Below are 22,942 nucleotides of genomic sequence, written 5' to 3'. Positions count from 1 at the left end.
GTCAGAACACGCACGCGTCGGTCGTGGTGAGCGTCGCGAACGGGCCACCGAGCGTCGCATTGTGATGCGAGACGATCCGCTCGGCCGGCAGTTCCGGCGTGTCCATGCAGGTGTGCGCATCGGTCACGAGCACCGCGCGAAAGCCGTGATCGCCGGCCGCGCGGCAGGCCGTGTCGACGCAGTACTGAGTCTTCATTCCCGCGATGACGAGCTCGCCGATGCCGGCCTCGCGCAGCCATTCGGCGAGCCGCGTGCCCGCGAAGCTGCTCGGCCGTGCCTTGTCGAACACGATGGCGCGCGCCGCATCGATCGCGAGTTCAGGTACCAGCGCAGTCAGCGGAGAACCGGGCGCAATCGGCGAACCGGCGGGCCCGGTGTGCCGGACGGCGAACACCGGCGCACTGGCTTCATGCGCGCGACCGATCAACCGGTTGATGTTCGCGAGCACGCGTTCGCCGTCGTACGGACGCTCGGGGCCATGAAACAGGCCGACCTGCATGTCGACGACGAGCAGCGCGCGTTTCGGGGAAGAGACTTCGGGCATGGCGTTTCTCCTGAGTGACGGATACGGACGGAGAAACGACAAGACCCCGTCCGGAACCGGCGGGGCCTGTGAGGGATGGCGCTATGACCTTGCGCGCACTCTCCGCACGAGCCCGCCGAAGGCGGTCGTGCGCGTCGTGGTCGAGGAAGTGGTCGTGGTGTGGCGCATGGCGCGATCATGCCCGATGCGTGCGCGTCACGTCAATCGCGCATCGTGCGTCGCCCGCCGGTCAGTCGAGCGCCTTCCCGGCCTTTTCGTCCATGCAGCGCACGGCGAGCAGCGTCATCGCACCACATCCGATCGCATACCACGCAGGCGCATTCGGATTGCCGGTCGCCGCGATCAGCCACGTGACGAAGAATTGCGCGAAGCCGCCGAAGATCGCGACGCCGACGCTGTACACGAGCGCACCGCCGGTCGCGCGCACCGCACGCGGGAACAGTTCGCCGAGCATCGCGCCCGTCGCGCCGATGTTGATCGCATGCACGATCGACAGCGCGGCGATGATCGACAGCAGCGACGCGGCGCCCGGCCAGCGGTTCAACGCGATGAACGCCGGGTAGATCGCGGCCATCAGCACGATGCGCGTCCACCAGACGATCCGGTTGCGCCCGTAGACGTCGGACAGATGGCCGCCGATCGGCGTCACGAGCATCAGGATCGCGCCGGCAACGCAGCCGGCCGTCATCGACAGCCACGTCGGCAGGTGCAGCACCTGCACGCCGTAGATCGCCATGTAGAACACGATGATGTAGTGGATCGACGTGCCGCCGATCGTCACGCCGAGGCCCGCGAACACGGCCTTGCCGTGATGGCGCAGCACGTCGGCGAGCGGCAGCGATGCGACCGGCTCGTCATGTGCGGCAGCGGCGGCGGGCGCGGCGGCCGGCACTTCCTCGACGGTGCGGCGCAGCCAGTAGCCGATCGGCACGAACAGCGTGCCGATGATGAACGGTACGCGCCAGCCCCAGTTTTCGAGCTGCGCTGCATTCAGCGTCGATGTCAGCGCGACGCCGGTCAGCGCACCGGCGAGCGCGGCGAGCCCCTGGCTCGAGAACTGGAATGACGCGTAGAAGCCGCGACGATGCTGCGGCGCCTGTTCGAGCAGCAGCGTCGTCGATGCGCCGACTTCGCCGCCCGACGCGAACCCTTGCAGCAGGCGCGCGAGCACGAGCAGCAGCGGCGCCGCGAGGCCGATCTGCGCGAAGGTCGGCGCGACGGCGATCGTCGCGGTGCCGAGCGCCATCAGCAGCAGCGTGAGGATCATCGCCTTCTTGCGGCCGGCGCGGTCGGCATACATGCCGATCACGAGCCCGCCGAGCGGGCGCGTGACGAAGCCGACGCCGAAGCTCGCGACCGCGAGCATCAATTGCCCGAACGACGAATGCACGGGGAAGAACAGCTTGCCGATCAGGATCGCGAAGAAGCTGTAGACCGTGAAGTCGTAGAACTCGAGCGCGTTGCCGACGGCGGCGGCCGCGATCAGCCGGCGTTTCTTCGCGGCGGCGCGTGCATCGACCGGCGTGCCGGCGAACGAAAGGGTGGACGTTTCCATGTGGGGCTCCCCCGGTTGGCGCGAAACGATGGGATGACGGGCCGTCAGGCCGCGAGCCAGGCTTCGGCGACGCGAACCCAGTAGCTCGCGCCGATCGCGAGGATGTCGTCGTTGAAGTCGTAACCGGGGTTGTGCACCATGCAGCCGCCTTTGCTGCCGATCCCGTTGCCGATGAATGCGTAGCAGCCGGGGCGTGCCTCGAGCATGAACGCGAAATCCTCGCTGCCCATCAGCGGCGCGGAGTCGGGTTCGACACGGTCGGCGCCGAGCATCTGGCGTGCAATGTCGGCCGCGAACGCGGTCGGTTCCGCGTGATTCACGAGCACCGGGTAGCCGTAGTCGTAGTCGACTTCCGCTGTGACGCCGAAGCTTTCGGCCTGGCCTTTCACGAGGGCTTCGATGCGGCGCGCGAGCAGCGCGCGAACGTCGGCGTTCAGCGCGCGCACCGACAGCTTCATCGTGACGGTTTCGGGAATGATGTTGAACGTTTCGCCGGCCTGCACGCTGCCGACCGTGATCACGGCCGCGTGCTGCGCATCGACTTCGCGCGCGACGATCGTCTGAAGCGCGACCATGATGCTGCCCGCGGCCGACATCGGATCGCGTGCGAAATGCGGCATCGCGCCATGGCCGCCGACACCGCGCAGCGTGATCGTCACGCGGTCGGCCGACGCCATCGCGGCGCCGGTGCGGAAGGCCATGTCGCCGGCCGCGCGGCCCGGCATGTTGTGGATCGCGAAGATCGCGTCGCACGGGAAGCGGTCGAACAGGCCGTCGTCCATCATCGCCTTCGCGCCGCCGAAGTTTTCCTCGGCCGGCTGGAAGATCAGGTTCAGCGTGCCGGAGAACTGGCGCGTGGCCGCGAGGTGGCGCGCCGCGCACAGCAGCATCGCGGTGTGGCCGTCGTGGCCGCACGCATGCATCTTGTTCGCATGGCGGCTCGTGTACGGCAGGCCGGTGGCCTCCGCGAGCGGCAGCGCGTCCATGTCGGCGCGCAGCCCGACCGTGCGCGTGCCTTGCCCTTCGCGCAGCACGCCGACCACGCCCGTCTTGCCGATGCCGCGATGCACTTCATAACCCCAGCCGGCGAGCAGCTCGGCGACGAGATCGCTCGTGAGCGTTTCCTCGAATGCGAGTTCGGGGTGAGCGTGGATGCGGCGGCGTACCTCGACCAGCTCGGGTGCGATCGCGGCGATGCCGGGGATGACGGGGTTCACGGCTTGCAGCATGGTGTCTCCTGTGGGGCAGGTGGGGCGTTTGACGCACATATGACGAGCAAGCATATAAATTTCTTTTGGCCACCAGAAGCTGATAAATTGCTTTGGTGCTCACCACCGGTTGCCGCTCGGGAATACCCTGAGCCGGTGTGTGCCGTGCAGCACAGGGTTTCCACGGATCACGCGTTGCCGCCATGAAATACCATCAGTTGAAAGCGTTCGTCACCGTCGCGGAAGAGGGCAGCATTCGTGCGGCCGCGCGGCGTCTGAACGTGTCGCCGGCGGCGCTGACGAAGGCGGTCAAGGAGCTGGAGATCGCGCTCGGCGTGTCGCTCGTCGTGCGCACCGCGCGCGGCGTGCAGCTCACCGCGTTCGGCCAGCAGTTGCAGGTGCGCGCGCGGCTGATCGTCGCCGAAATGCAGCGCGCCCGCGACGACATCGAACAGGCGCAGGGCGCGATGACGGGCTCCGTCGCGGCGGCGATCACGCCGGCCGCTGCGGTGACGATCCTGCCCGACGCGTTTCGCGCGTTCCGGCGCCGCTTTCCGGTGGCGCGCGTCAACCTGGTCGAAGGGTTTCCGGGCGTTGCGCTGCCGCGCCTGCACGACGGCTCGCTCGATTTCGCGGTGGCCGTCGTCGTGCCCGAACTGCTGGCGGCCGAATTCGATCACGCGGAACTCTATGCGAGCCGATCGCTGATCGTCGCCCGCAAGGGGCATCCGCTCGCGTCGGCCACCTCGCTCGCCGATCTCGTCGACGCCGACTGGCTGATGAACCCGTCGCCGGAAAGCTCGACGCAGGTGCTGTTCAATTCGTTCGTTGCCTACGGGCTGCCGGTGCCGGCGCGCGTCGTCGAATGTCCGAGCTTCGGGCTCGCGCACAGCCTGATGACCGGTTGCGACCTGATCGCGTCGATGCCCGAGCAACTGCTACAGGGCGAGTGGGCGCGCGACCAGCTCGCGGTGCTGCCGATTCGCGAGCGCTTGCCGGGCGTCTCGGTGCAGGTCATCACGCGTCGCGACAGCCCGCTCACGCCGGCCGCGACGATGCTGCTCGACTGCCTGCGGGACTCCGCGCGGCGCAAGGGGCTGCGGTGAACCGGTGCCCAGGGTCGGCAGCAGTCATTGCATCGGTATCCTGACGATCTGGGGCGTGGCGTTGCCGTCGTCAGGCGGGCACGTGGCTTGCCCAGCGGACGCCATTCCGGCGCAGGCCGCGCGAGCCGGTATCATAGCGGCCGGCCCGCCGCTCCGGCCGGCCTCCAACAACATCGCCATTCGGCATCCAGCAATCAGAGGCATTTCATGACCAGTGCAACCCAATTCGACAACGTATCGGTCGTCAAGCGCGCGAACGTCTATTTCGACGGCAAGTGCGTGTCGCATACCGTGCTCTTCCCGGACGGCACGCGCAAGACGCTCGGCGTGATCCTGCCGTGCGCGCTCAACTTCGGCACCGATGCGCCCGAATTGATGGAAGTGCAGGCCGGCAAGTGCCGCGTGAAGCTCGACGGCAGCAGCGAATGGCAGACCTACGGTGCCGGCGAATCGTTCTCGGTGCCGGGCAAGAGCCGCTTCGACATCGAAGTGCTCGAGACGCTCGATTACGTCTGCAGCTACCTGTAACTCGCCCGTACTCGCGCAGCAAAAGAAAAGCCCCGCCGAAGCGGGGCTTGTCGCAAGTGGAGGGCGCCAGGGCCCTCCGGCGCGCCTGTTCTCTGCTTACAGGCAGGCGTTGATATCGCCGGCGGAAGCCGCATTGCCGCCGCGGAAACCGACCCAGGTCTTCGCGCCTGCGGCGTTGGCCGGGCGCACGATGGCGGCAGCGCCGTTCGGCGGCTGCTGGCCCGGCGCATAAACGGCCATTGCGAGGCCGTTCGCCAGTTCATACTGCGACGTCACCTGTTGTTGCGACTTGTCGGCCCAGGTCTTGGCGATGCACTGCGCCACTTCGTCGGCGGATTTTTGGCTTTGTCCCACGTTCTGCAGGGCAGAATCGGCTGCATGAGCAGAAAATGCCACGGTCAATGCGATGAGCGGTAAGTATTTCGCGTTCACGTTATCTCCCTCGAGTCGTGATTGATTGAGTGGGATGCGCAGCAGTACTGCGTACAAGTGAGATCGCATCAGGCGAGCACGGTTCCGGCTATTCCGAAACAAGTTGTTAACGCGCTTGCCAAATGGCGGCTCCGGTGCTGTGTACTTTGCTGCGGCACGGCATGCATCGTGTGCGGCACGACGTCATGCGTTGCGTGGTCGGCGCGCTGCCCGGTCGTGTGGTGATGTGACGGCCGCGGCGAGCGGCATGTGTTGCATGCCGTGCCGCGACTCTTTATTTGATCGCGAAGTGGAATGGCTGATTGATGGCCCCGTCGCATGAGCACCATGATGACAAACTTTCGTCCGTCGAATTGTTAACCAACTTTAAACACGGGAAGCGGCGAAATGCGATGCGGCACGTGAAGGGCGTGCCGCATCGTACGGAAGAGGTGACGCGAGCGGGGTGTGCGCGGCGAGGGTGCCGCGCAGCGCAGTGGATCAGCCGGCCTTGCGCGTGCCGATGTCGCGCAGGTTGGCCGGGACGACCGGGCGGAAGCGCTCGCGCTTCTGTTCGTCGTCGAAGTGCTGGAGCGCGGGCTTGATCAGGTCGCTGCGCGACACGATGCCGGTGATGCGCATCGATTGCTCGTCGGCAACGACAGGCAGGCGCTCGAGTCCGAGCATTGCGAGCCGCGACGCGACGACGCGGCAAGTTTCGTGCGCCTGAGCGACGGCAGGCGCGCGGTTGACGAACGCGCCCGAGATCGGCGTGTCGGCCGTGGCCTGTGCGCGCTGCGCGTCGAGCGTCGCGCGATCGACGAGACCGAGCAGGCGGCCGTTCTGCACGACCGGGTACGCACGGTGCGACTGCTTCGCGCCGAAGTACTGCGACTCGACGGTCGCGAGCGTCGCTGCGCCGTCGATCGCGACGAGCAGGTCGGCCGACGTCATCACTTCGCCGATGTCATGTCGCTCGAGCGGATCGACGCCGTACTCGCGATAGATGTGATAACCGCGGCGCGCGATCTTCTCCGTCATGATCGAGCGCTTCATCACGATGGTCGCGAAACCGTGCGCGACGAGCGTCGCCGCGAGCAGCGGCAGCAGCGCGTTGGCGTCGTGCGTGAGGCCGAACGCGAACACGATCGCGGTCAGCGGCGCACCGAGCGTCGCGCCGAGCGTCGCGGCCATGCACACGAGCGGCCACAGCGCCGGGTCGCCGCCCGGCAGCATCGGCGACAGTACCGTGCCGAGCCCGGCGCCGAGCATCAGCAGCGGGGCGAGCACGCCGCCCGACGTGCCCGAGCCGAGCGCGATCACCCACATCACGGCCTTCACGATCAGCAGCGCGAGCGCGATCTTCAATGCAATGTGCTGATGAAGCAGGTCGCCGATCACGTCGTAGCCGACGCCGAGCGCGCGCGGCTCGAGCCAGCCGCCGATGCCGATCACGATCGCGCCGAGCGCGGGCCACCACATCCAGTGCACCGGCAGCTTCGCGAAGGTGTCCTCGACGCGATACAGCGCAGCCGACAGGCCGCACGCGAGCATGCCCGACAGCAGGCCCGCGACGATGCACGACAGCAGCGCGACGGGCGTCGGCGCGGCCGTGGTCAGCGGAAACAGCGGATCGACGCCGAAGAACACGGCGCGGGCGAAACCAGCCACCGCGCAGGCGAGCGCGACCGGCAGGAAACTGCGCGGACGCCATTCGAACAGCAGCAGTTCGACCGCGAGCAGCACGGCCGCGACCGGCGTGCCGAACACGGCCGTCATGCCGGCGGCCGCACCGGCGACGAGCAGCGTCTTGCGCTCGGCGGCGGTTACGTGCACGCACTGTGCGATCAGCGAGCCGAGCGCGCCACCCGTCATGATGATCGGGCCTTCGGCGCCGAACGGGCCGCCGCTGCCGATCACGACGCCGGACGACAGCGGCTTCAGGATCGCGACCTTCGGCGACATGCGGCTCTTGCCGAACAGGATCGCCTCGATTGCTTCGGGAATGCCGTGGCCGCGGATCTTTTCCGAGCCGAAGCGCGCCATCAACCCCACGATCAGGCCACCGATCACCGGCACGACGATCACCCACGCGCCGAGCGTGTTGTGCGCGGGCGAGCGGTCGACGAACGAGAATTGCTGGAAGAAGAACAGGTTCGTGAACAGGTGGATCAGGCTGAGCAGTACGAATGCGGCCAGCGTGCTGAGCAGGCCGATCCCGGCGGCAAGCAACGCGATCCTGGGCAGGCGGTCGTTGGTCGCGAAATCGCGTTTGTGTGGTGCGTTCATCGGAGTGGAAAGAGCAGGGGTCAGTAATCGATCTGGGGAACCTGGAACGCGTCCTTGAGCGACTTCAGCTCGGCGCGATGCATGGCCGCGAGGCGGGCGAGCAGCGTTTCGCCGGCTTGCTCGAGGTGGACCTCGACCTGGCGGCGGTCCGCTTCGCTCGTCTTGCGCTTCACGAGGCCGAGCGCTTCGCAGCGCGTGACCAGCGCGACGACGCCGTGGTGCTGCGCCTGCAGGCGTTCCGCGAGTTCGCCGATGGTCGCCCATTCGCGATGCGGGTAGCCCTTGATGTGCAGCAGCAGCAGGTATTGCAGCGGCGTCACGCCTTCGCTTTGCGCGGCACGTTCGGAGAAGCGCTCGAAGCGGCGCATCTGGTAGCGGAACTCGGACAGTTGCTGGAAATCGCTTTTCGCCAGCGCGCGTCGGGTATCGTTCATCGAGGTCGGTCGGACGGTCAGTTTCGGTAGCGAGAAATATATCACAACATGATATAAATGGCCGAATTCAGGCGGGATGAATGCATTCCGCGTGTCTCAGGCTGTTACATGGCGTTACGTGCGCCGCGTGCGCTGCATGCGTTATGCGGCCTCGCGTATTTGCGTCTGTCGATACAGGCCCGTGACGAGATCCGTCTGCGTAATGATCCCGACGAGCCGGCGCGATGCATCGACGACCGGAATGTGGTGGTGCCCCGAATGCGTAAACAGCGGGACGAGCGCCGTGATCGGCATCGTTTCCGGCACGCACGCGACGTCGTGCGTCATCACGGTGGCGACGCTCGCCGGCTGGCCGCCGAACGATTGCGGCAGCCGCGCGGACAGGCGTTGCCACAGCGGGGTCGGACGGCGCAACTGGCGCGTGAGGTCGGCGCGCGTGACGATGCCGGTCAGGCGGCCTTCGCCGTCGACGACGGGCAGCGCCTTCACGCGGTGGCGGTCGAGCAGCGTGAGCGCGGCCGTGACCGACGTCGACGGCGCGACTTCGATGGCATTCTTCGTCATCAGGTCGGCGCACGAGAGCTGGCCGAACGTGCGCGTATAGGCCTGCATCTCGGTTTCGCGCAGCAGCGCTTCGAGATCGTCCGGATCGACGTCGAGCCATTCGCCGCGGCGCTTCAGCACCGCGTCGAGGTCGCCGCGCGTGAAGCCGCCGCGCGCCGGTGCGGCGCCGCCTGCCTGCGGTTTCGCGTCAGGACGCACGCCGCCGTGCGGATAGCGGTGCCCGGTCAGCGCGTGATAAGCAAGCGCGGCGGACAGCAGGATGGCCGATTGCAGCGCGATCGGTTCCAGCACGAAGCTGAAACCGAGCGAATGGATCGCCGGGCCGCCGACCACGGCCGTGAGCGCGACGGCGCCCGACGGCGGGTGCACGCAGCGCAGCACGAACATGCCGCCGATCGCGCATGCGATCGCGACCGCGGCGGCCGTGATCGGATCGGCGATCCATTGTGCGCACGCGACACCAACCGTGGCCGCGACGAGATTGCCGCCGATGATCGACCACGGTTGCGCGAGCGGGCTGGCCGGTACCGCGAACAGCAGCACGGCCGACGCCCCCATCGGTGCGACGAGCAGCGGCACGAGGCCCGGCACGCCGGGTAGCAGCCGCATCGTCACGCCGACCGTCGCGATGCCGACGAGCGCGCCCGTGCACGAGCGCAGGCGTTCACGCCAGCCCAGCGACATCGGATGGGGAATGAAGCTGTGCAGCCATTGCCGCAACGTGCGGCGCGACGAAGGGGAGCCTGACGACATGGACGGTAAGCAGTAAAGATGACAGCGCGGATGCGCGCGGCGACAAGCGGCGAATTATATCGCGTTGTGATACAAATTGTCGCACCGCATCAAGCCGTTGCATACGCGCGACGGACGTGTCTTGCAAAAAGCTTTCATCCGATGAAAGTTTGCAGGCCGGACAAACGCGCAAATTTGTCGGCAGCGGCGTACAATTCGGGCCACTGAATCCCCCGTCATGCCAGAACCACGTACGCGATGCCCGCTCCCCCGCCTTTCCCCCGGCACGGTGATCGAATTGACGTGGTTCGCGGCTGCGTTCCGTTTTCCACCTGACGCGAGCGCTGCCGACGCCTCCCCACTGACTCTCCCCAAGCCAATTCAATGGACATGCTCGAAAACATGCGCCTGTTCGTGCGCGTTGTCGAAGCCGGCAGTTTTACTGCGGTCGCAAAGGAAATCGACGCGACCACCGCGCAGGTGTCGCGCGCGGTATCGAACCTCGAAGCGCACGTACAGACGCGGCTGCTGCATCGCACGACGCGCCACCTCGGCCTTACCGAAAGCGGCGAACGCTACTTCGAGCGCTCGAAATCGATCCTCGCGGAAATCGACTACGCGAACGCGGAGGCGCGCAACGCCCTGCTGCGGCCGAGCGGCAAGATGCGCATCCATGCGATGACGGGGCTCGGGCAGAGTCATGTCGTGTCGTCGATCGTTCGCTACCAGGAGGACAACCCCGACGTGTCGGTCGAGCTGACGCTCGCCCAGCGGATGCCGAATCTTGTCGAGGAGGGCTACGACGTGTCGATCGTGACGGCGTCGCAGCTGCCCGATTCGGGCTATGTCGCGCAGACCTGCGGCACGAGCTGCAGCGTGCTCGTCGCGTCGCGCGAATATCTGGCGCGCCACGGCACGCCGCAGTCGCCCGACGAATTGCCGAACCACGTGTGCCTGCGCCTCGATACGCCCGCCTCGCCGGCCAGCGAATGGCGGCTCGAGCGCAGCGATGGCGAGGAAGCCGTCTACGAGCTGCAGCCTGCGCCGTTCCAGGTCAACGTGCCGGACGCGCTGTGCGTCGCGGTGCGCGCCGGGCGCGGGATCGCGTGCGTCGCGCTGTATACGGTGCTCGACGACATCCGCGAAGGGCGGCTGATCCGCGTGCTGCCCGAGTATCGGCTGCAGACGGTGAGCGTGTACGCCGTCTACGCGACGCGCCGCTATCTCGACGCGAAGATCCGCACGTTCCTCGATCACCTGCGCACGACGCTCACGCCCGCGCTGGAGAACGACCTGCGCGAACTCGACCGGCTGACGACCGAACAGACGCCGGGCGGCCGCAAGCGCGCCTGACGATCCGCGCGGGCGCGCGCCGCGCGAACCGCACGGGCCGTGGCGCTGTTCAGGCGCGCGGCGCGATGCGGATCCGCTCGAAGCGTCCCGCGAGCCACGCGTAGGCGGCGATGCCGAGCAACCCGTGCGCGGCGACGAACCATAATGCGCCGGCAAACGAGCCCGTGCTGGCGACGAAGTAGCCGATCACGAGCGGCGTGACGATCCCGGCGATGTTGCCGAGGCCGTTGAACACTCCGCCGCTCAGGCCGACCATGCCTTCCGGCGCGGTGTCGGCGAGCACGGCCCAGCCGACTGCCGCGAGCCCCTTGCCGAAGAACGCGACCGTCATCAGTGCGATCACGATCGCGTTCGACGACGCGCCGTTCGCGAGCACGAGCAGCGTCGCCATCGCCATCCCCACGACGAACGGCGTCTTGCGCGCCTTCGACGGATGCATGCCGCGCCGGATCAGCCAGTCCGACAGCACGCCGCCGAGCACGCCACCCGTGAAGCCGCAGAGCGCCGGCAGCGCGGCGACCCAGCCGGCTTCCATGATCGTCATCCCGCGCCCCTTGATCAGGTAGATCGGAAACCACGTGATGAAGAAGTAGGTGAGTGCCGTGATGCAGTACTGGCCGATGTAGATCGCCCACAGGTTCCGATGGCGAAACAGTTGCGACACGTCGTGCCACGACACGCGCGGCCGATGGCGCACCCGGTTCGCTTCGAGATCGACGAGTGCGCCGTGCGCGCGCAGGTAGTCGCGCTCCGCGTCGCTCACACGCGGGTGGCCGTGCGGCTCGCGATACCACGCGAACCACAGCGCCGCGAGCGCGATGCCGAGCATCCCCATCCACAGGAACACGTGTTCCCAGCCGAGCGCATGCGTGAGCCAGGCCATCGCGGGCGTGAACAGCACGACGGCCATGTACTGCGCGGAATTGAACAGGGCCGACGCGGTGCCGCGTTCGGCGGTCGGGAACCAGCACGCGACGATTCTCGAGTTGGCCGGGAACGCCGGCGATTCGACGAGGCCGAGCATGAAGCGCATCACGAACAGCGCGAGCGTGGCGGCCGCCCCCTGCACGGCGAGCCAGCCGACCGTCCCCTGCAGCATCGTGAAGACGGACCACAGCAGCAGGCTCAGGCCGTACACACGCCGTGCGCCGAAGCGGTCGAGCAGCCAGCCGCCCGGGATCTGGCCGATCGCATAGGCCCACGCGAATGCGGAAAAGACAATGCCGAGCTGCACGGGCGTCAGCCCGAGGTCGTGCGCGACGCCGGTGCCGGCGATCGACATCGTCGCGCGATCCGCATAGTTGATGACGGTGACCGCGAAAATCAGCGCGAGGACCGTATAGCGGACGCGGCCGATCGTGCGTGAGGCGGCGGGTGAGGCGGCGAGAGCAGCGCCGCTGGATCGATTGGGCATGCGTGTCTCCTGGCCTCCGTCGTGCGGAGGCATCCGGTGTTGTAACGGGTGGCCGCCGTGCGGCGTGCGGATCAGCTCGTGACGCTGGTCGGCGGGCGCTGACCTGCAAAACATGCGGCAAGATTGGCGAGCACGATCCGGCCCATCGCTTCGCGCGTTTCGCGGGTCGCGCTCGCGCGGTGCGGCTGCACGACGACGCAGTCGAGTTCGAGCAGCGCGGCCGGCACGTGCGGCTCGTTCTCGAATACGTCGAGACCGGCGCCGGCGATCGTGCCGTCGGCGAGCGCGCGAATCAGCGCGGCTTCATCGACCAGCTTGCCGCGTGCGACATTGATCAGGAATCCTTGGGGGCCGAGCGCGGCGAGCACGTCGGCCGTCACGAGCACGTTGCCGTGATCGGCCGATGCGGCGATCACGAGTAGGTCGCTGTCGCGCGCGAGCGCAGCGAGGTCGGGCACGAAGCGATAGCCGCTGTCGCGATGCTCGCGCGGGCCGAAGTAGCTGACGGGCATCCGGAACGCCTGCGCGCGCTGCGCGATCGCGCGCCCGACGCGGCCGAGCCCGACGATGCCGAGCCGCTTGCCGGTCACCTGGGTCGCGAGGGGCTGGGCCGTCTTGCCCCAGCGGCCGGCGCGCACGATCCGCTCGCCGGCGCCGAGGTCGCGCAGCGTCATCAGGATCAGCCCCATCGCCATGTCGGCGACGTCGTCGGTCAGCACGTCGGGCGTCGTCGTCACGTGGATGCCGCGCGCCCTGGCACGGTCGAGATCGACGGCATCGGTGCCGATGCCGCTGATCGCGACGATCTCGAGCGCGGGCAGCCGGTCCATCAGCGCGGCGGACAGGCCGTTCGCGCCGCCGGTCACGACCCCTCGAATGCGCGTGGCGACGCGATCGAGCAGCGCGTCCGGTTGCCCGGCCGCATACAGTCGGTGCACCGCGTAACGGGTGGACAGTTCGGCGTCGACCGCGTCGGGGAGCGGCTGGGTGAGCAGGATGTCGATGGTCATGAAGGTCCCGGTCGTCGTGCGCGGCGCGGGCCGCGCATCAGGTGCAACCGAGTATAGAAATCGTATCGATATCGGTCTAACATCAAAAGGCTATCGATTGATTCAGGAATTGGATGATTGAACTGCACCAGCTTCGCTGCTTCGTCGCGGTGGCCGAGGAACTGCATTTCGGTCGCGCGGCCCGACGGCTCTTCATGACGCAGCCGCCGCTCAGCCGGCAGATCCAGCTGCTCGAGCATGCGCTCGGCATCGCGCTGCTCGAACGCAGCAGCCGGCAGGTCAGGCTGACCGCGGCCGGCGAGCGGTTCCTGCGCGACGCGCGGCATATCCTCGAATTCTCCGCGCGGGCCGAGCAGGCCGCGCAGCGCGTCGCGCATGGCGGGGCCGGCCGCATCACGCTCGGCTTCACGGCGGTCAGCGCGTACCGGATGATCCCGATGCTGTTGGCGCACGCCGCCCACGCGCTGCCGGACGTCGACATCGAATTGCGCGAGATGGTGTCGACCGTGCAGATCGATGCGCTTGCGTCGCGGATGCTCGACGCGGGCTTCGTGCGCCAGCGGGCCGCGCGCCAGCCGCTCGAATACCGGCTCGTGCAGCGCGAGCCGATGCTGGTCGCGGTCGCGGAGGGCGCGCCGCTCGCCGCGTGCGAGCGCATCGGCCCCGACGAGCTCGACCGGCAGCCGTTCATCGCGTATTCGCCGAACGAGGGGAAATACTTCCACGACCTGATCTCGGGCCTGTTCGCGAACGCGGGGCGGCTGCCGAACTACCTGCACTACGTGGGGCAGACGCACACGATCCTCGGCCTCGTGCGCGCGGGGCTCGGTGCCGCACTCGTGCCGGCGTCGGCACGCGAGCTGCATGTCGACGGCGTGGTGTTCCGGCCGCTGGCGGGCGCCGACGTGGCGGCCGAGCTGTATCTCGCATGGCGCGCGGACAACGACAACCCGGCGCTGCCGGTGTTCAACGCGATGGTCGAGCAATTCCTGCCGGGAAGCGCGGACGACGGACGCGCGTGAATGCCGGCGGCGGGGCGCGGCGAGCACCCGCCTCGCGTCGATAAGTCAGTTGTCTGACGATTGGCGGGGTGGCCCGTCGACAGCGGGATACCCCATTCGCGGACGCTCCAACCTCCTCGTAACGCCTTTCCTGATGCGGGTTAAGGCGATTTCCACCGTATTTCCTGTTGCTCGACGCGGGGAAACCCTCATTCCGGATTCATCGGTCGTCGTATTACTGTATCGATACACTAAATCGATACAGTCGCGCTGAGATGCGCACAAGCAAAGGAGACGGCCCATGAATACCCTGACCCGGCGGCGCTTTCTGCAGACGGCGTCCGTCGCCACGCTCGCGGCTGCAGGCGGCTTGCCCGGCGTGGCCCGCGCGCAGCCTGCGGTGACGCTGCGCTGCTCGTCGTCGATGCCGGCTGACCAGAACGCCGCGCACTACGTGTGGTACGAGCGTCTGGCGGCGAACCTGAAGGCGAGCGTCGGCGACGCGATCCGCGTCGACTACTTTCCGAACAGCCAGCTCGGCAAGGAGAGCGACGTCGCGCAGCAGGTCAAGATCGGGGCGATCGACATGATGATCGCGGGCTCGTCGATCTGGGCGACGGTGGCGCCGGAACTCGGGATGCTCGATCTCGGCTATCTGTTCGACAGCTATGCGCATGTCGCGAAGGTGCTTGACGGCTCGGTCGGTGCAAGCCTGAACACGCTGCTGCAAAAGCGTGCGGGCAGCTCGGTGCTGACCTGGGGCTCGCATTTCGGCGGGCGCTGCGTATTCACGAAGCAACCCGTGCTTGCGCTGCAGGGGCTGAAGGGCACGAAGCTGCGCGTGCTGCCGACGCCGGCGTTCATGGACACCTTCAAGGCGATGGGGGCGGTGCCGACGCCGATTCCGTTCGGCGAGCTGTACATGGCCGTGCAGACGGGCGTCGTCGACGGGCTCGAGCACGATCCGGCCACGGTGCTTGCGAGCAAGTTCGACGAAGTGGTGAAGTCGTGCTGGCAATCGCATCACGTGTTTGCCGCGATGACCGTCGTGATGGGGCGGCGCGCGCTCGACCGGATTCCGGCGAACCTGCGCCCTGCGTTCGATCGCGCGGTGGCCGACGCCACCGCACAGCAGCGCGCGATTGCCGCGCAGAAGGCCGATCAGGCCGAGCAGGCGCTGAAGCAGCGCGGCATGAGCTTCCATCCGATGGCGGCGGCCGAACGCGATGCGGTGCGGCAGACGATGCACGACCGGCTCTATACGGCATTCGCCCGGCAGTATCCGGCGACCGCGCCGCTGTTTCCGGCGATTGCCGCCGCGCGGAGCTGAATGATGGAGACCTGTTCCGTTTCGGGCGCCGCGGCGGCGCCTGGCGCCGGCCTTCCGGCACGCCGTGTCGCACGCGTGCTGGACGCGATGCTGCGCGCGATCGAATACGTGTCCGCGGCGGTGCTGGCCGTCGATGTGCTCGTCGTGTTCGTCTCGGTCGTGTGCCGCTATTTCCTGCACGATCCGCTCGACTGGACCGAGGAGGTCGCGAGCGCGCTGATGATCGTGCTGGTGTTCTTCGGTGCGGCGACGGTGCTCGGGCGCAGCCAGCACGTCGGCATCGACCTGTTTCGCGGCTGGTTCCCGGCGCGCTGGCAGGGCGCGCTCGTGCAGATCGGCCACTGGATCGTCGCGGCCGTCTCGCTGAACCTGCTGGTGTCGTCGTGCCAGTTGCTGGCCGATTCGTACGACCAGTTGACGCCGGGCGGCCTGCCGGGCTGGATCAACGTGTACCCGATGATGTTCGGCGCGCTGTTCATGACCGTGTTCGCGCTCGCGAACGCGCTCGACGCGCCGCGCCGACGCGTGGTCGGCACGCTCGCGTGCTGCGCGGGATTCGCGGCCGCGTTGTACGGATGGAATGCGCTGGTGCCGGCGCACGCGATCGCACCAGGCATGCTGCTGGTCGCCGGTTTCGTCGGCGGGCTCGTGCTGGGCGTGCCGATCGGTTTCGTGCTCGCGTTTTCGGCGCTGCTGTATTTCCTGGCCGACCCGACACTGCCGCTGCTCGTCTACTCGCAGCAGGTCATGGCCGGTGCCGATCACTTCGTGCTGCTCGCCGTGCCGTTCTTCGTGCTGGCCGGGCTGCTGATGGAGTCGAACGGCATGTCCGCGCGGCTCGTCGAATTGCTGCTGCGGATCTTCGGGCGCGTGCGCGGTGGGCTCGGGCTGATCGTGATTCTCGCGACAGCGTGCTTTTCCGGCGTATCGGGCTCCAAGCTCGCCGACATCGCGGCAGTCGGCGGCGTCGTGATGCCGGCCGTGCGCCGCGCGCGCCAGGATCCCGACGAAACGGCCGCGCTGCTCGCGTGCAGCGCGGTGATGGCCGAGACCATCCCGCCCTGCGTGAACATGATCATCATGGGTTTCGTCGCGAACATCTCGATTGCCGGGTTGTTCGTCGCGGGCATCGTGCCGGCCGCGGTGCTGGCCGCGTCGCTCGCGGTGGTCACGGTGATCACCGGGCGCAGGATCGATGTCTCGACGGTGTTCACGGAACGCCGCGCGTGGCTGCCGCTCGCGGGCGGCGCGCTGGTCGCGCTGGTGATGGTCGCGATGATCGGCAAGGGCGTGACGTCGGGGATCGCGACGTCGACCGAGGTGTCCGCGTTCGCGGTGGTCTATGCGCTGGCGGCGGGCTGGCTCGCGTTTCGCGAGCTGACCTGGCGTGTGGTCGGGCGCGTGTTCGTGCGTGCCGCGTCGATGGCCGGCGGTATCCTGTTCATCGTGGCCGCGGCGTCGAGTGTGTCGTTCGCGCTGTCGATCGAGCAGATTCCGGCGCTGGTCTCGGGCACAATGACCGCGTTCGCCCATCAGTACGGCGCGACGATGTTCCTGCTGCTCGCGGCACTGGTCATGGTCGTGTTCGGCGCGGTGCTCGAGGGGGCGCCGGCGCTGATCATCTTCGGGCCGCTGCTTGCGCCGATCGCGCTGCAGCTCGGTATCAACCCGCTGCATTTCGGCACGGTCGTGGTGGTGGCGATGGGGCTGGGCCTGTTCGCACCGCCGGTCGGACTCGGGCTGTTTACGACCTGCGCGATCACGGGCACCGACGTGCGGCACGTTGCGCGGCCGATGGTGAAATATCTGCTGGTGCTGGTTGCCGCCCTCGTGGCGCTGATTCTGGTGCCGGCGTTTTCGTTGTGGCTGCCGGCCCATTTCGGCCTGTAGCCGTTTTTGATAGCAAGACGACATGAGTACGATTCAGGACGTGGCCCGTCATGCGGCCGTTTCGGTCAGCACGGTTTCGAACGTGCTCAACGGCCGTACCGACCAGATGAAGCAGGAAACGCTCGAACGCGTGAAGGCCGCGATGGAAGTGCTGCAGTACCGGCCCAGCACGCTGGCGCGCCAGCTCAAGACGGGGCAGACGCCGCTCGTCGGGCTGCTGGTGCCGTCGATGGCGAACCCGATGTACGGCTACATCGCGCGCGAGGTCGAGGCCTGCGCGCAGGAACGGTACGGGCATCGCGTGCTGATCGGCAATACCTATCGCGATGCGAAGAAGGAAGCGTCGTTCTTCGACGACCTGTTCGCGCATGGCGTGCGGCGCGTGATCGTGATCTCGTCGCTGGCCGACGAAAGCCACCTCGAGCGCGCGGCCGAGCGCGGGATGACGGTCGTGAGCTACGACCGCCGCGCGACGCCCGGCGAGCTGTCGAAGGTCGATCACGTCACGGCCGACAACGAGGCCGCCGCGCGGCTCGCGACCCGTTGCCTCGTCGACGCGGGACACCGGCGGCTCGCGTTCGCGACGGTCGCCGGCATGACCGTGAGCCGCAGCGACAAGATCCGCGGCTTTCTCGCGACGGCGCGCGACGCGGGCGTCGAGGCGCACGCGCGGGTGCTCGACGGCGGTCCCGCGAACGAGTACGGCGACGCCGTGATCGTCGACGTGGGGCGCGCGCTGGGCGTCGCGCTGGCCGCCGATCCGGCGCGGCCGACCGGCATCGTCGCGGTCAACGACCTGTTCGCGCTTGGCCTGATGGCCGGGTTGCGTGACGGCGGTCTGCGCGTGCCGGACGATGTATCGGTCGTCGGGATGGACGGTCATTTCCTGTCGGCGATATCGAATCCGGCGCTGACCACGGTGCAGTTGCCCGTCACCGAGATGGCGGAGGAAATGGTGCGGCGCGTGATGCGGGCGGATGGCGACACGCCGCCGCCGACCGAGCCGCACGTGTTCTCCGGCGTGACCCTCATCGAGCGCGCCTCGGTTGCATCGCCGCCGCAAGCGGACGATTCGCACGGAGGGGCAGCATGATGCGCGTCTTCGTCACGCATCCGACGGGGATGCTCGACCACTATTTCGGCGCGAAGGCGCTGCGTGCGCTGCAGGCGATCGCGGACGTCACGTGCAATCCGCTCGATCGCGAGCTGGGCACGGACGAACTGGTCGCGGCCGCGCAGGGTTGCGACGCGATGATCGCGTACCGGCAGACGCCCGCGCCGCGTGCGCTGTTCGCCGGGCTGCCGGCCCTTGCGGCGTTCCTGCGCTGCGCGGTCGATATTCGCACCGTCGATGTCGACGCGGCGAGCGCGTGCGGCGTGCTGGTCACGCAGGCGAGCCCCGGCTTCGCGCCGGCGGTCGCCGAGTGGACGATCGGCGTGATGATCGATCTCGCGCGCGGTATCGGCCGCTATGCATCGGCCTATCACGACGGGATGCCGCTGGCGCCGCAGATGGGGCGCGAATTGCGCGGCAGCACGCTCGGCCTGATCGGTTACGGGCAGATCGCGCGCCACCTTGCGCCGATCGCGACGGCGCTCGGGATGCGCGTGCTCGTCAGCGATCCGTACGTGCGCGTCGATGCGCCGACGCTCGAACAGGTCGAATTCGCGGCGCTGTTGCACGCCGCCGATTTCGTCGTGTGCCTCGCGCCGGCGACGCCGGCCACCGCGAACCTGATCGATGCGAGCGCGTTCGCGGCCATGAAGCCGGGCGCGTATTTCATCAACGCGTCGCGCGGCGAACTGGTCGACGAGCGGGCACTGGCCGATGCGCTCGACACGGGCCGGCTCGCCGGCTGTGCACTCGACGTCGGGCGCGCCGCGGACCAGATGCCGACGCCCGCGCTTGCCGCGCATCCACGGGTGATCGCGACGCCACACGTCGGCGGCCTGACGCTGCCCGCGGTCGAGCACCAGGCGCTGGAGACGGTCGATCAGCTCGCCGTGCTGCTCGACGGAAGCGTGCCGCGCGGCGCCGTCAACGCGGTACACGCAACGCGGCTGGCGCGCTGGCGCACGGCGCGCGCAGATGCCGGGCCGGACGCGCGATGAGACACGACGCGCCCACCGGGCGGCCGTCCGACGCGTGCGATTGCCACATCCACATCTATGACGATGCCTATCCGCTCGCGCCGACGGCGACGTTCCGTCCGCCGCACGCGCCGGTGGATGCGTATCGCCGGGTGCAGCAGACGCTCGGCCTGGCCCGCGTCGTGATCGTGCAGCCGACCGGCTATGGTGTCGACAACCGTTGCCTGCTCGACGCACTGGCCGCGTTCGGTCAGCAGGCGCGCGGTGTCGCGACGTTGCCGGCCGACGTGCCGGATGCCGAGCTCACGCGGTTGCACGCGGCGGGCGTGCGCGGCGTCCGGTTCATGATGTTGGCAGGCGGGCTGGCGCGGTGGGACGAACTCGAGCGGGTGGCCGCGCGGATCGGGCCGCTTGGCTGGCACGTCGACCTGCAGCTCGACGGCCGGACGCTGCCCGACGTCTTGCCGTTGCTGTCGTCGCTATCGGCGCGCGTCGTGATCGATCACACGGGCAAGTTCCTGACGCCCGTCGCGCCGGACGCACATGCGTTTCTCGCGCTGCGGCGCCTGCTCGACCGTGGCCATGCGTGGGTGAAACTGTCCGCGCCGTACGAGACGTCGCGCTCGGGCGCGCCCGGTTACGACGATGTCGCGCGTCTCGCCACCGTGCTGGCGCGCAACCATCCGGCGCGTTGCGTATGGGGCAGCAACTGGCCGCACCCGAACGCGTCGCCGGTCCCCGACGACATGGGCTTGCTCGGCTGGCTGGATGACTGCACGGCGGACGACTCGGTTACCCGCGCGATTCTGGCCGACAACCCGGCCGTGCTTTACGGATTCTGAGCCGGCACCCGGCACGATGCTGCGCGTGACGAGCTTTCAATCCGGAAGCTTGTGTCTGCGATGACAAGCATTCCTGACCGAGCACGACAGGTCGCAGTCCTGCAAATCCTTACCGTGCTGAAAGCTGCTTCGCTGCCGGTGTTCCAACGGAGGAACGCAGCCGTTCGCTGCACTGCGACAACTGCTTGACGCTGCATGCCGGTCGGCGCAGGATACGTCCGTGCATTTGGAGCGGGACGCGCCGGCCGCGCGGTTCCTGCACCCGCGATACGTAGAAGAACAACGATGAGCCTTTACGCACTCGTACCGGAATACCGGCCCCGCGTTTGTCGGCCCGCCGGAACAACGCTTCTCCCGACGCCCGTCGCGTCACGTATCCGTCATCCCGTTTCGTACCGTGCATCGGTACACGTTCCCGTTCGCGCGCGAGCCGCGACAATGCATGGCGCCTGTCTGCATCGCATCGCTGCGCCGTCCGCCACGCCTCATCACCGCATCCTGAACGGCGCCTACACCGGCGTCTCGTGACGCCCGTCGCGCCCATCCTTGCATTGCGCCGCCGGCTTGTCTGACTGCCCGGCGGCGCCGAAGTCCGAAGCATTTCGATTGAGCTTGAAAGAGGCAAACGCAAGCAGTTCGGTTCGAGGTTCAAGGAGAAAAACTCATGTCGCAGCTTTCGAATGAAGAAGCAAACGGCAGTTCGGGGAGTAGCAAGGTCAAGCTGATCAAGTGGGCGATCATCGTCGCCGGCGTCGCGATCGTGGCACCGGCCGCGCTGTTCATCCTGAAGGGGGTGATCGCGCTGGTCGCGGCAGGCGTGATCGGCCTTGGCGCGATCTATCTGGCGCCGGTCGTCGCGATGAAGTTCGCGAACCAGAAGGTGAAGATGATCGTCGAGGAGGCGCAGGCCAATCCGATCGAGACGCTGATCAACCAGCTCGCGGAAAAGCGCCAGGCGGCACAGAAGTTCGCGGACAGCATCACCGCGTTTCGCACCGAGGTGAAGAACTTCGAGAGCAAGACGGAACTGTTCGAGAAGCAGTACCCGGACGACGCGCCGCGCTTCCGGCAGCAGCTCGACACGATGAAGCAACTGCTCGCGTTTCGCGAGGGCCGCTACAAGCAGGTGCAGGCCGAGCTGAAGAATTTCGCGTCGGCGATCGACCGCGCGAAGGCGATGTGGGACATGTCGCAGGCGGCGCAGCAGATGAACAAGCTCGCGGGCCGGCAGGCGTCCGACACGTTCGAGCAGATCAAGACCGACGTGGCCGTCGATTCGGTGATGCGCTCGGTCAACAAGGCGTTCTCCGAAATGGAGACGTCGCTGATGGATAACCCCGAGGTCAAGCAGGCGCAGCAGCAGGCGGTGATGAACGCCCCGCGCGCGCCCGGGCTCGATACGGCGAACCCCGCGCAGTTGCCGTCGAAACAACAATAACTTCCTGCAGGCACGCAACCATGAAAAAACTTCTTGGCGCCATCGCGTTTCTGGTAGTGCTCGTCGGCGTATGGATCGTGCATCAGGGCGGCCTGTCGACGCTGATGCCCGCGCATGACGCGTCGCCGGCCTCGACATCCGCGCAAAGTGGCGACACGAGCCAGCCCGCGCAACCGTCTCCGTCGGCCAACGTGCTGCCGGCCGGCTTCACGCCGCAGGCCAGCACGCTGAAATCGATTGCCGACAACGGCCTCGTGCGAATCTCGGTGCAGAACCCGAGCGAACCGTTCTTCGGCGAGGACAAGGGCACGGCGCACGGCTTCAACGTCGAGTTCGCGCGGCTGCTGTTCGCCGATCCGTCGTTCTCGCACGGCGGCAAGCCGGTCGCCGTCGATACGCGTCACGAGGTCGACACGTACCCGGGTGTGCCGAAGCAGCTACTCGACACGGACGCGAAGGGGAACCACGTGGTCGACGTGGCCATGGACGGGCTGACGTTCCCGGACAACACGCCGGCGGGCGTCGTCTACTCGGTGCCATACGTCGACGATTTCGGTTATTCGCTGATCGTGAGGCAAGGCTCCGCGATCCGCTCGACCGACGATCTCGCGGGCAAGACGGTCGGCATCCTGAAAGGCGACCCGGATGTACGCGCGTTCGTCACGCGCCAGTATCCGAACGTGAAGTTCGTCGAAGTCGACGATTCCGATCCGGCGTTCATCGCGAAGAGCCTCGACGGCCATACGGTCGATGCGTTCATCTACGACTATCCGTTCGCGGTCAGCTCGATCAAGGGCACCGACCTGAAGTTCGCGGTGACCAAGCTCGACGGCTCGAACATCGCGTACAAGATCGGCGTGCGCGCCGACGACCAGGATCTGCTGATCTACCTGAACGCCGCGATCGCAAAGCTCAAGCAGTCGCCGCAGTATCTCGACCTGCTGCGCAAGTACTTCGTCAGCGACCAGGCGGTGACGACCGCAGCCGCGTCGGGCGAACACACGTACGTGGTGAAGGCGGGCGACACGCTGAACCTGATCGCCGCGAGCAAGCTCGGCAGCGGCCAGCGCTATCGCGAGATTCAACGCCGCAACAACCTCGCGAACCCGAACCTGATCCTGGCGGGCCAGCATCTGGTGATTCCGGTGCGGTAACGGCGGCGTGAAGTGAAGGTGGGAGCAGGGGCTTGAAAGACTGCGCGC

General features: G+C 67.6%; 21 protein-coding genes. 12 read left to right on the top strand and 9 right to left on the bottom strand.

Annotated features, from left to right (window positions below; translation table 11 throughout):
- Nucleotide 1 precedes the first annotated feature (1 nt).
- The 3 genes from QZM67_RS03425 to QZM67_RS03415 all read right to left on the bottom strand — a co-directional run bounded on the left by QZM67_RS03425 (nt 2) and on the right by QZM67_RS03415 (nt 3,328).
- Nucleotides 2-544 carry a cysteine hydrolase family protein gene (locus tag QZM67_RS03425; RefSeq protein ID WP_301800773.1) on the bottom strand — a complete coding sequence of 181 codons (543 nt, stop codon included), beginning with the start codon at nt 542-544 and terminating at the stop codon, nt 2-4.
- A 229-nt stretch (nt 545-773) separates the two neighbouring features.
- Nucleotides 774-2,099 carry an MFS transporter gene (locus QZM67_RS03420; protein WP_301800772.1) on the bottom strand — a complete coding sequence of 442 codons (1,326 nt, stop codon included), beginning with the start codon at nt 2,097-2,099 and terminating at the stop codon, nt 774-776.
- Nucleotides 2,100-2,143: 44 nt separating this feature from the next.
- The gene (locus QZM67_RS03415; protein ID WP_301800771.1) at nt 2,144-3,328 is read right to left on the bottom strand and encodes a M20 aminoacylase family protein; all 1,185 of its coding nucleotides are present in this window, start codon (nt 3,326-3,328) and stop codon (nt 2,144-2,146) included.
- Between the two features lie 182 nt (nt 3,329-3,510).
- Between QZM67_RS03415 and QZM67_RS03410 the strand changes: the two genes are divergently transcribed.
- A complete protein-coding gene (locus QZM67_RS03410) occupies nt 3,511-4,413 on the top strand; it encodes a LysR substrate-binding domain-containing protein (protein WP_175024470.1) in 903 nt (300 codons plus the stop codon).
- Between the two features lie 207 nt (nt 4,414-4,620).
- Nucleotides 4,621-4,941, top strand: coding sequence for a pyrimidine/purine nucleoside phosphorylase (locus QZM67_RS03405; RefSeq protein ID WP_006478890.1), 321 nt, complete (start codon nt 4,621-4,623; stop codon nt 4,939-4,941).
- A 96-nt stretch (nt 4,942-5,037) separates the two neighbouring features.
- On the opposite strand, the gene QZM67_RS03400 is transcribed toward QZM67_RS03405, so the two are convergent.
- The 4 genes from QZM67_RS03400 to QZM67_RS03385 form a co-directional block, all read right to left on the bottom strand.
- A complete protein-coding gene (locus QZM67_RS03400) occupies nt 5,038-5,373 on the bottom strand; it encodes a hypothetical protein (protein ID WP_063763464.1) in 336 nt (111 codons plus the stop codon).
- A gap of 480 nt (nt 5,374-5,853) precedes the next feature.
- On the bottom strand, nt 5,854-7,641 hold the full coding sequence (locus QZM67_RS03395; protein ID WP_043184387.1) for a chloride channel protein: 1,788 nt from the start codon (nt 7,639-7,641) through the stop codon (nt 5,854-5,856).
- A gap of 20 nt (nt 7,642-7,661) precedes the next feature.
- A complete protein-coding gene (locus QZM67_RS03390; protein WP_043184389.1) occupies nt 7,662-8,075 on the bottom strand; it encodes a MarR family winged helix-turn-helix transcriptional regulator in 414 nt (137 codons plus the stop codon).
- Between the two features lie 141 nt (nt 8,076-8,216).
- Nucleotides 8,217-9,392: an HPP family protein gene (locus QZM67_RS03385; RefSeq protein WP_301800768.1), complete on the bottom strand. Its 1,176-nt coding sequence runs from the start codon at nt 9,390-9,392 to the stop codon at nt 8,217-8,219.
- 363 nt (nt 9,393-9,755) lie between these two features.
- Here QZM67_RS03385 and QZM67_RS03380 point away from each other — a divergent pair, with 363 nt between their 5' ends.
- Nucleotides 9,756-10,724, top strand: a complete 969-nt coding sequence (locus tag QZM67_RS03380) for a LysR family transcriptional regulator (RefSeq protein WP_175024466.1) — start codon at nt 9,756-9,758, stop codon at nt 10,722-10,724.
- Nucleotides 10,725-10,773: 49 nt separating this feature from the next.
- Here QZM67_RS03380 and QZM67_RS03375 read toward each other — a convergent pair whose 3' ends face one another.
- Entirely contained in the window at nt 10,774-12,138 is a 1,365-nt protein-coding gene (locus QZM67_RS03375; RefSeq protein WP_175024465.1) for an MFS transporter, read from the bottom strand.
- A gap of 71 nt (nt 12,139-12,209) precedes the next feature.
- The gene (locus tag QZM67_RS03370) at nt 12,210-13,148 is read right to left on the bottom strand and encodes a 2-hydroxyacid dehydrogenase (protein WP_301800766.1); all 939 of its coding nucleotides are present in this window, start codon (nt 13,146-13,148) and stop codon (nt 12,210-12,212) included.
- Here QZM67_RS03370 and QZM67_RS03365 point away from each other — a divergent pair.
- The 9 genes from QZM67_RS03365 to QZM67_RS03325 all read left to right on the top strand — a co-directional run bounded on the left by QZM67_RS03365 (nt 13,147) and on the right by QZM67_RS03325 (nt 22,894).
- Entirely contained in the window at nt 13,147-13,269 is a 123-nt protein-coding gene (locus QZM67_RS03365) for a hypothetical protein (RefSeq protein ID WP_265328606.1), read from the top strand. The two genes, QZM67_RS03370 and QZM67_RS03365, sit on opposite strands and share 2 nt — an antisense overlap.
- Nucleotides 13,262-14,170 (top strand): LysR substrate-binding domain-containing protein, encoded by a 909-nt coding sequence (locus QZM67_RS03360; protein ID WP_043184397.1) that lies wholly within the window; start codon nt 13,262-13,264, stop codon nt 14,168-14,170. Before QZM67_RS03365 ends, QZM67_RS03360 begins: the two co-directional genes overlap by 8 nt.
- 280 nt (nt 14,171-14,450) lie before the next feature.
- Entirely contained in the window at nt 14,451-15,479 is a 1,029-nt protein-coding gene (locus tag QZM67_RS03355) for a TRAP transporter substrate-binding protein (RefSeq protein ID WP_175024463.1), read from the top strand.
- Between the two features lie 3 nt (nt 15,480-15,482).
- Nucleotides 15,483-17,369, top strand: coding sequence for a TRAP transporter large permease subunit (locus QZM67_RS03350; RefSeq protein WP_301800765.1), 1,887 nt, complete (start codon nt 15,483-15,485; stop codon nt 17,367-17,369).
- A gap of 22 nt (nt 17,370-17,391) precedes the next feature.
- The gene (locus QZM67_RS03345; RefSeq protein WP_175024461.1) at nt 17,392-18,462 is read left to right on the top strand and encodes a LacI family DNA-binding transcriptional regulator; all 1,071 of its coding nucleotides are present in this window, start codon (nt 17,392-17,394) and stop codon (nt 18,460-18,462) included.
- Nucleotides 18,459-19,481, top strand: a complete 1,023-nt coding sequence (locus QZM67_RS03340; RefSeq protein ID WP_301800763.1) for a hydroxyacid dehydrogenase — start codon at nt 18,459-18,461, stop codon at nt 19,479-19,481. Before QZM67_RS03345 ends, QZM67_RS03340 begins: the two co-directional genes overlap by 4 nt.
- Entirely contained in the window at nt 19,478-20,302 is an 825-nt protein-coding gene (locus QZM67_RS03335; RefSeq protein WP_175024459.1) for an amidohydrolase, read from the top strand. The genes QZM67_RS03340 and QZM67_RS03335 overlap by 4 nt, the downstream gene beginning before the upstream one ends.
- A 664-nt stretch (nt 20,303-20,966) precedes the next feature.
- Nucleotides 20,967-21,740 carry a hypothetical protein gene (locus QZM67_RS03330; RefSeq protein WP_175024458.1) on the top strand — a complete coding sequence of 258 codons (774 nt, stop codon included), beginning with the start codon at nt 20,967-20,969 and terminating at the stop codon, nt 21,738-21,740.
- 20 nt (nt 21,741-21,760) lie between these two features.
- Nucleotides 21,761-22,894 (top strand): transporter substrate-binding domain-containing protein, encoded by a 1,134-nt coding sequence (locus tag QZM67_RS03325; RefSeq protein ID WP_301800762.1) that lies wholly within the window; start codon nt 21,761-21,763, stop codon nt 22,892-22,894.
- The last annotated feature ends 48 nt before the right edge of the window (nt 22,895-22,942 follow it).

Origin of the sequence: Burkholderia sp. AU45251 (assembly GCF_030482905.1) — a bacterium.
Classification (GTDB): Bacteria; Pseudomonadota; Gammaproteobacteria; order Burkholderiales; family Burkholderiaceae; genus Burkholderia; species Burkholderia aenigmatica.
The sequence above is the reverse complement of the archived record's forward strand: the minus strand, read 5'-3'. Positions and strand labels throughout refer to the sequence as shown.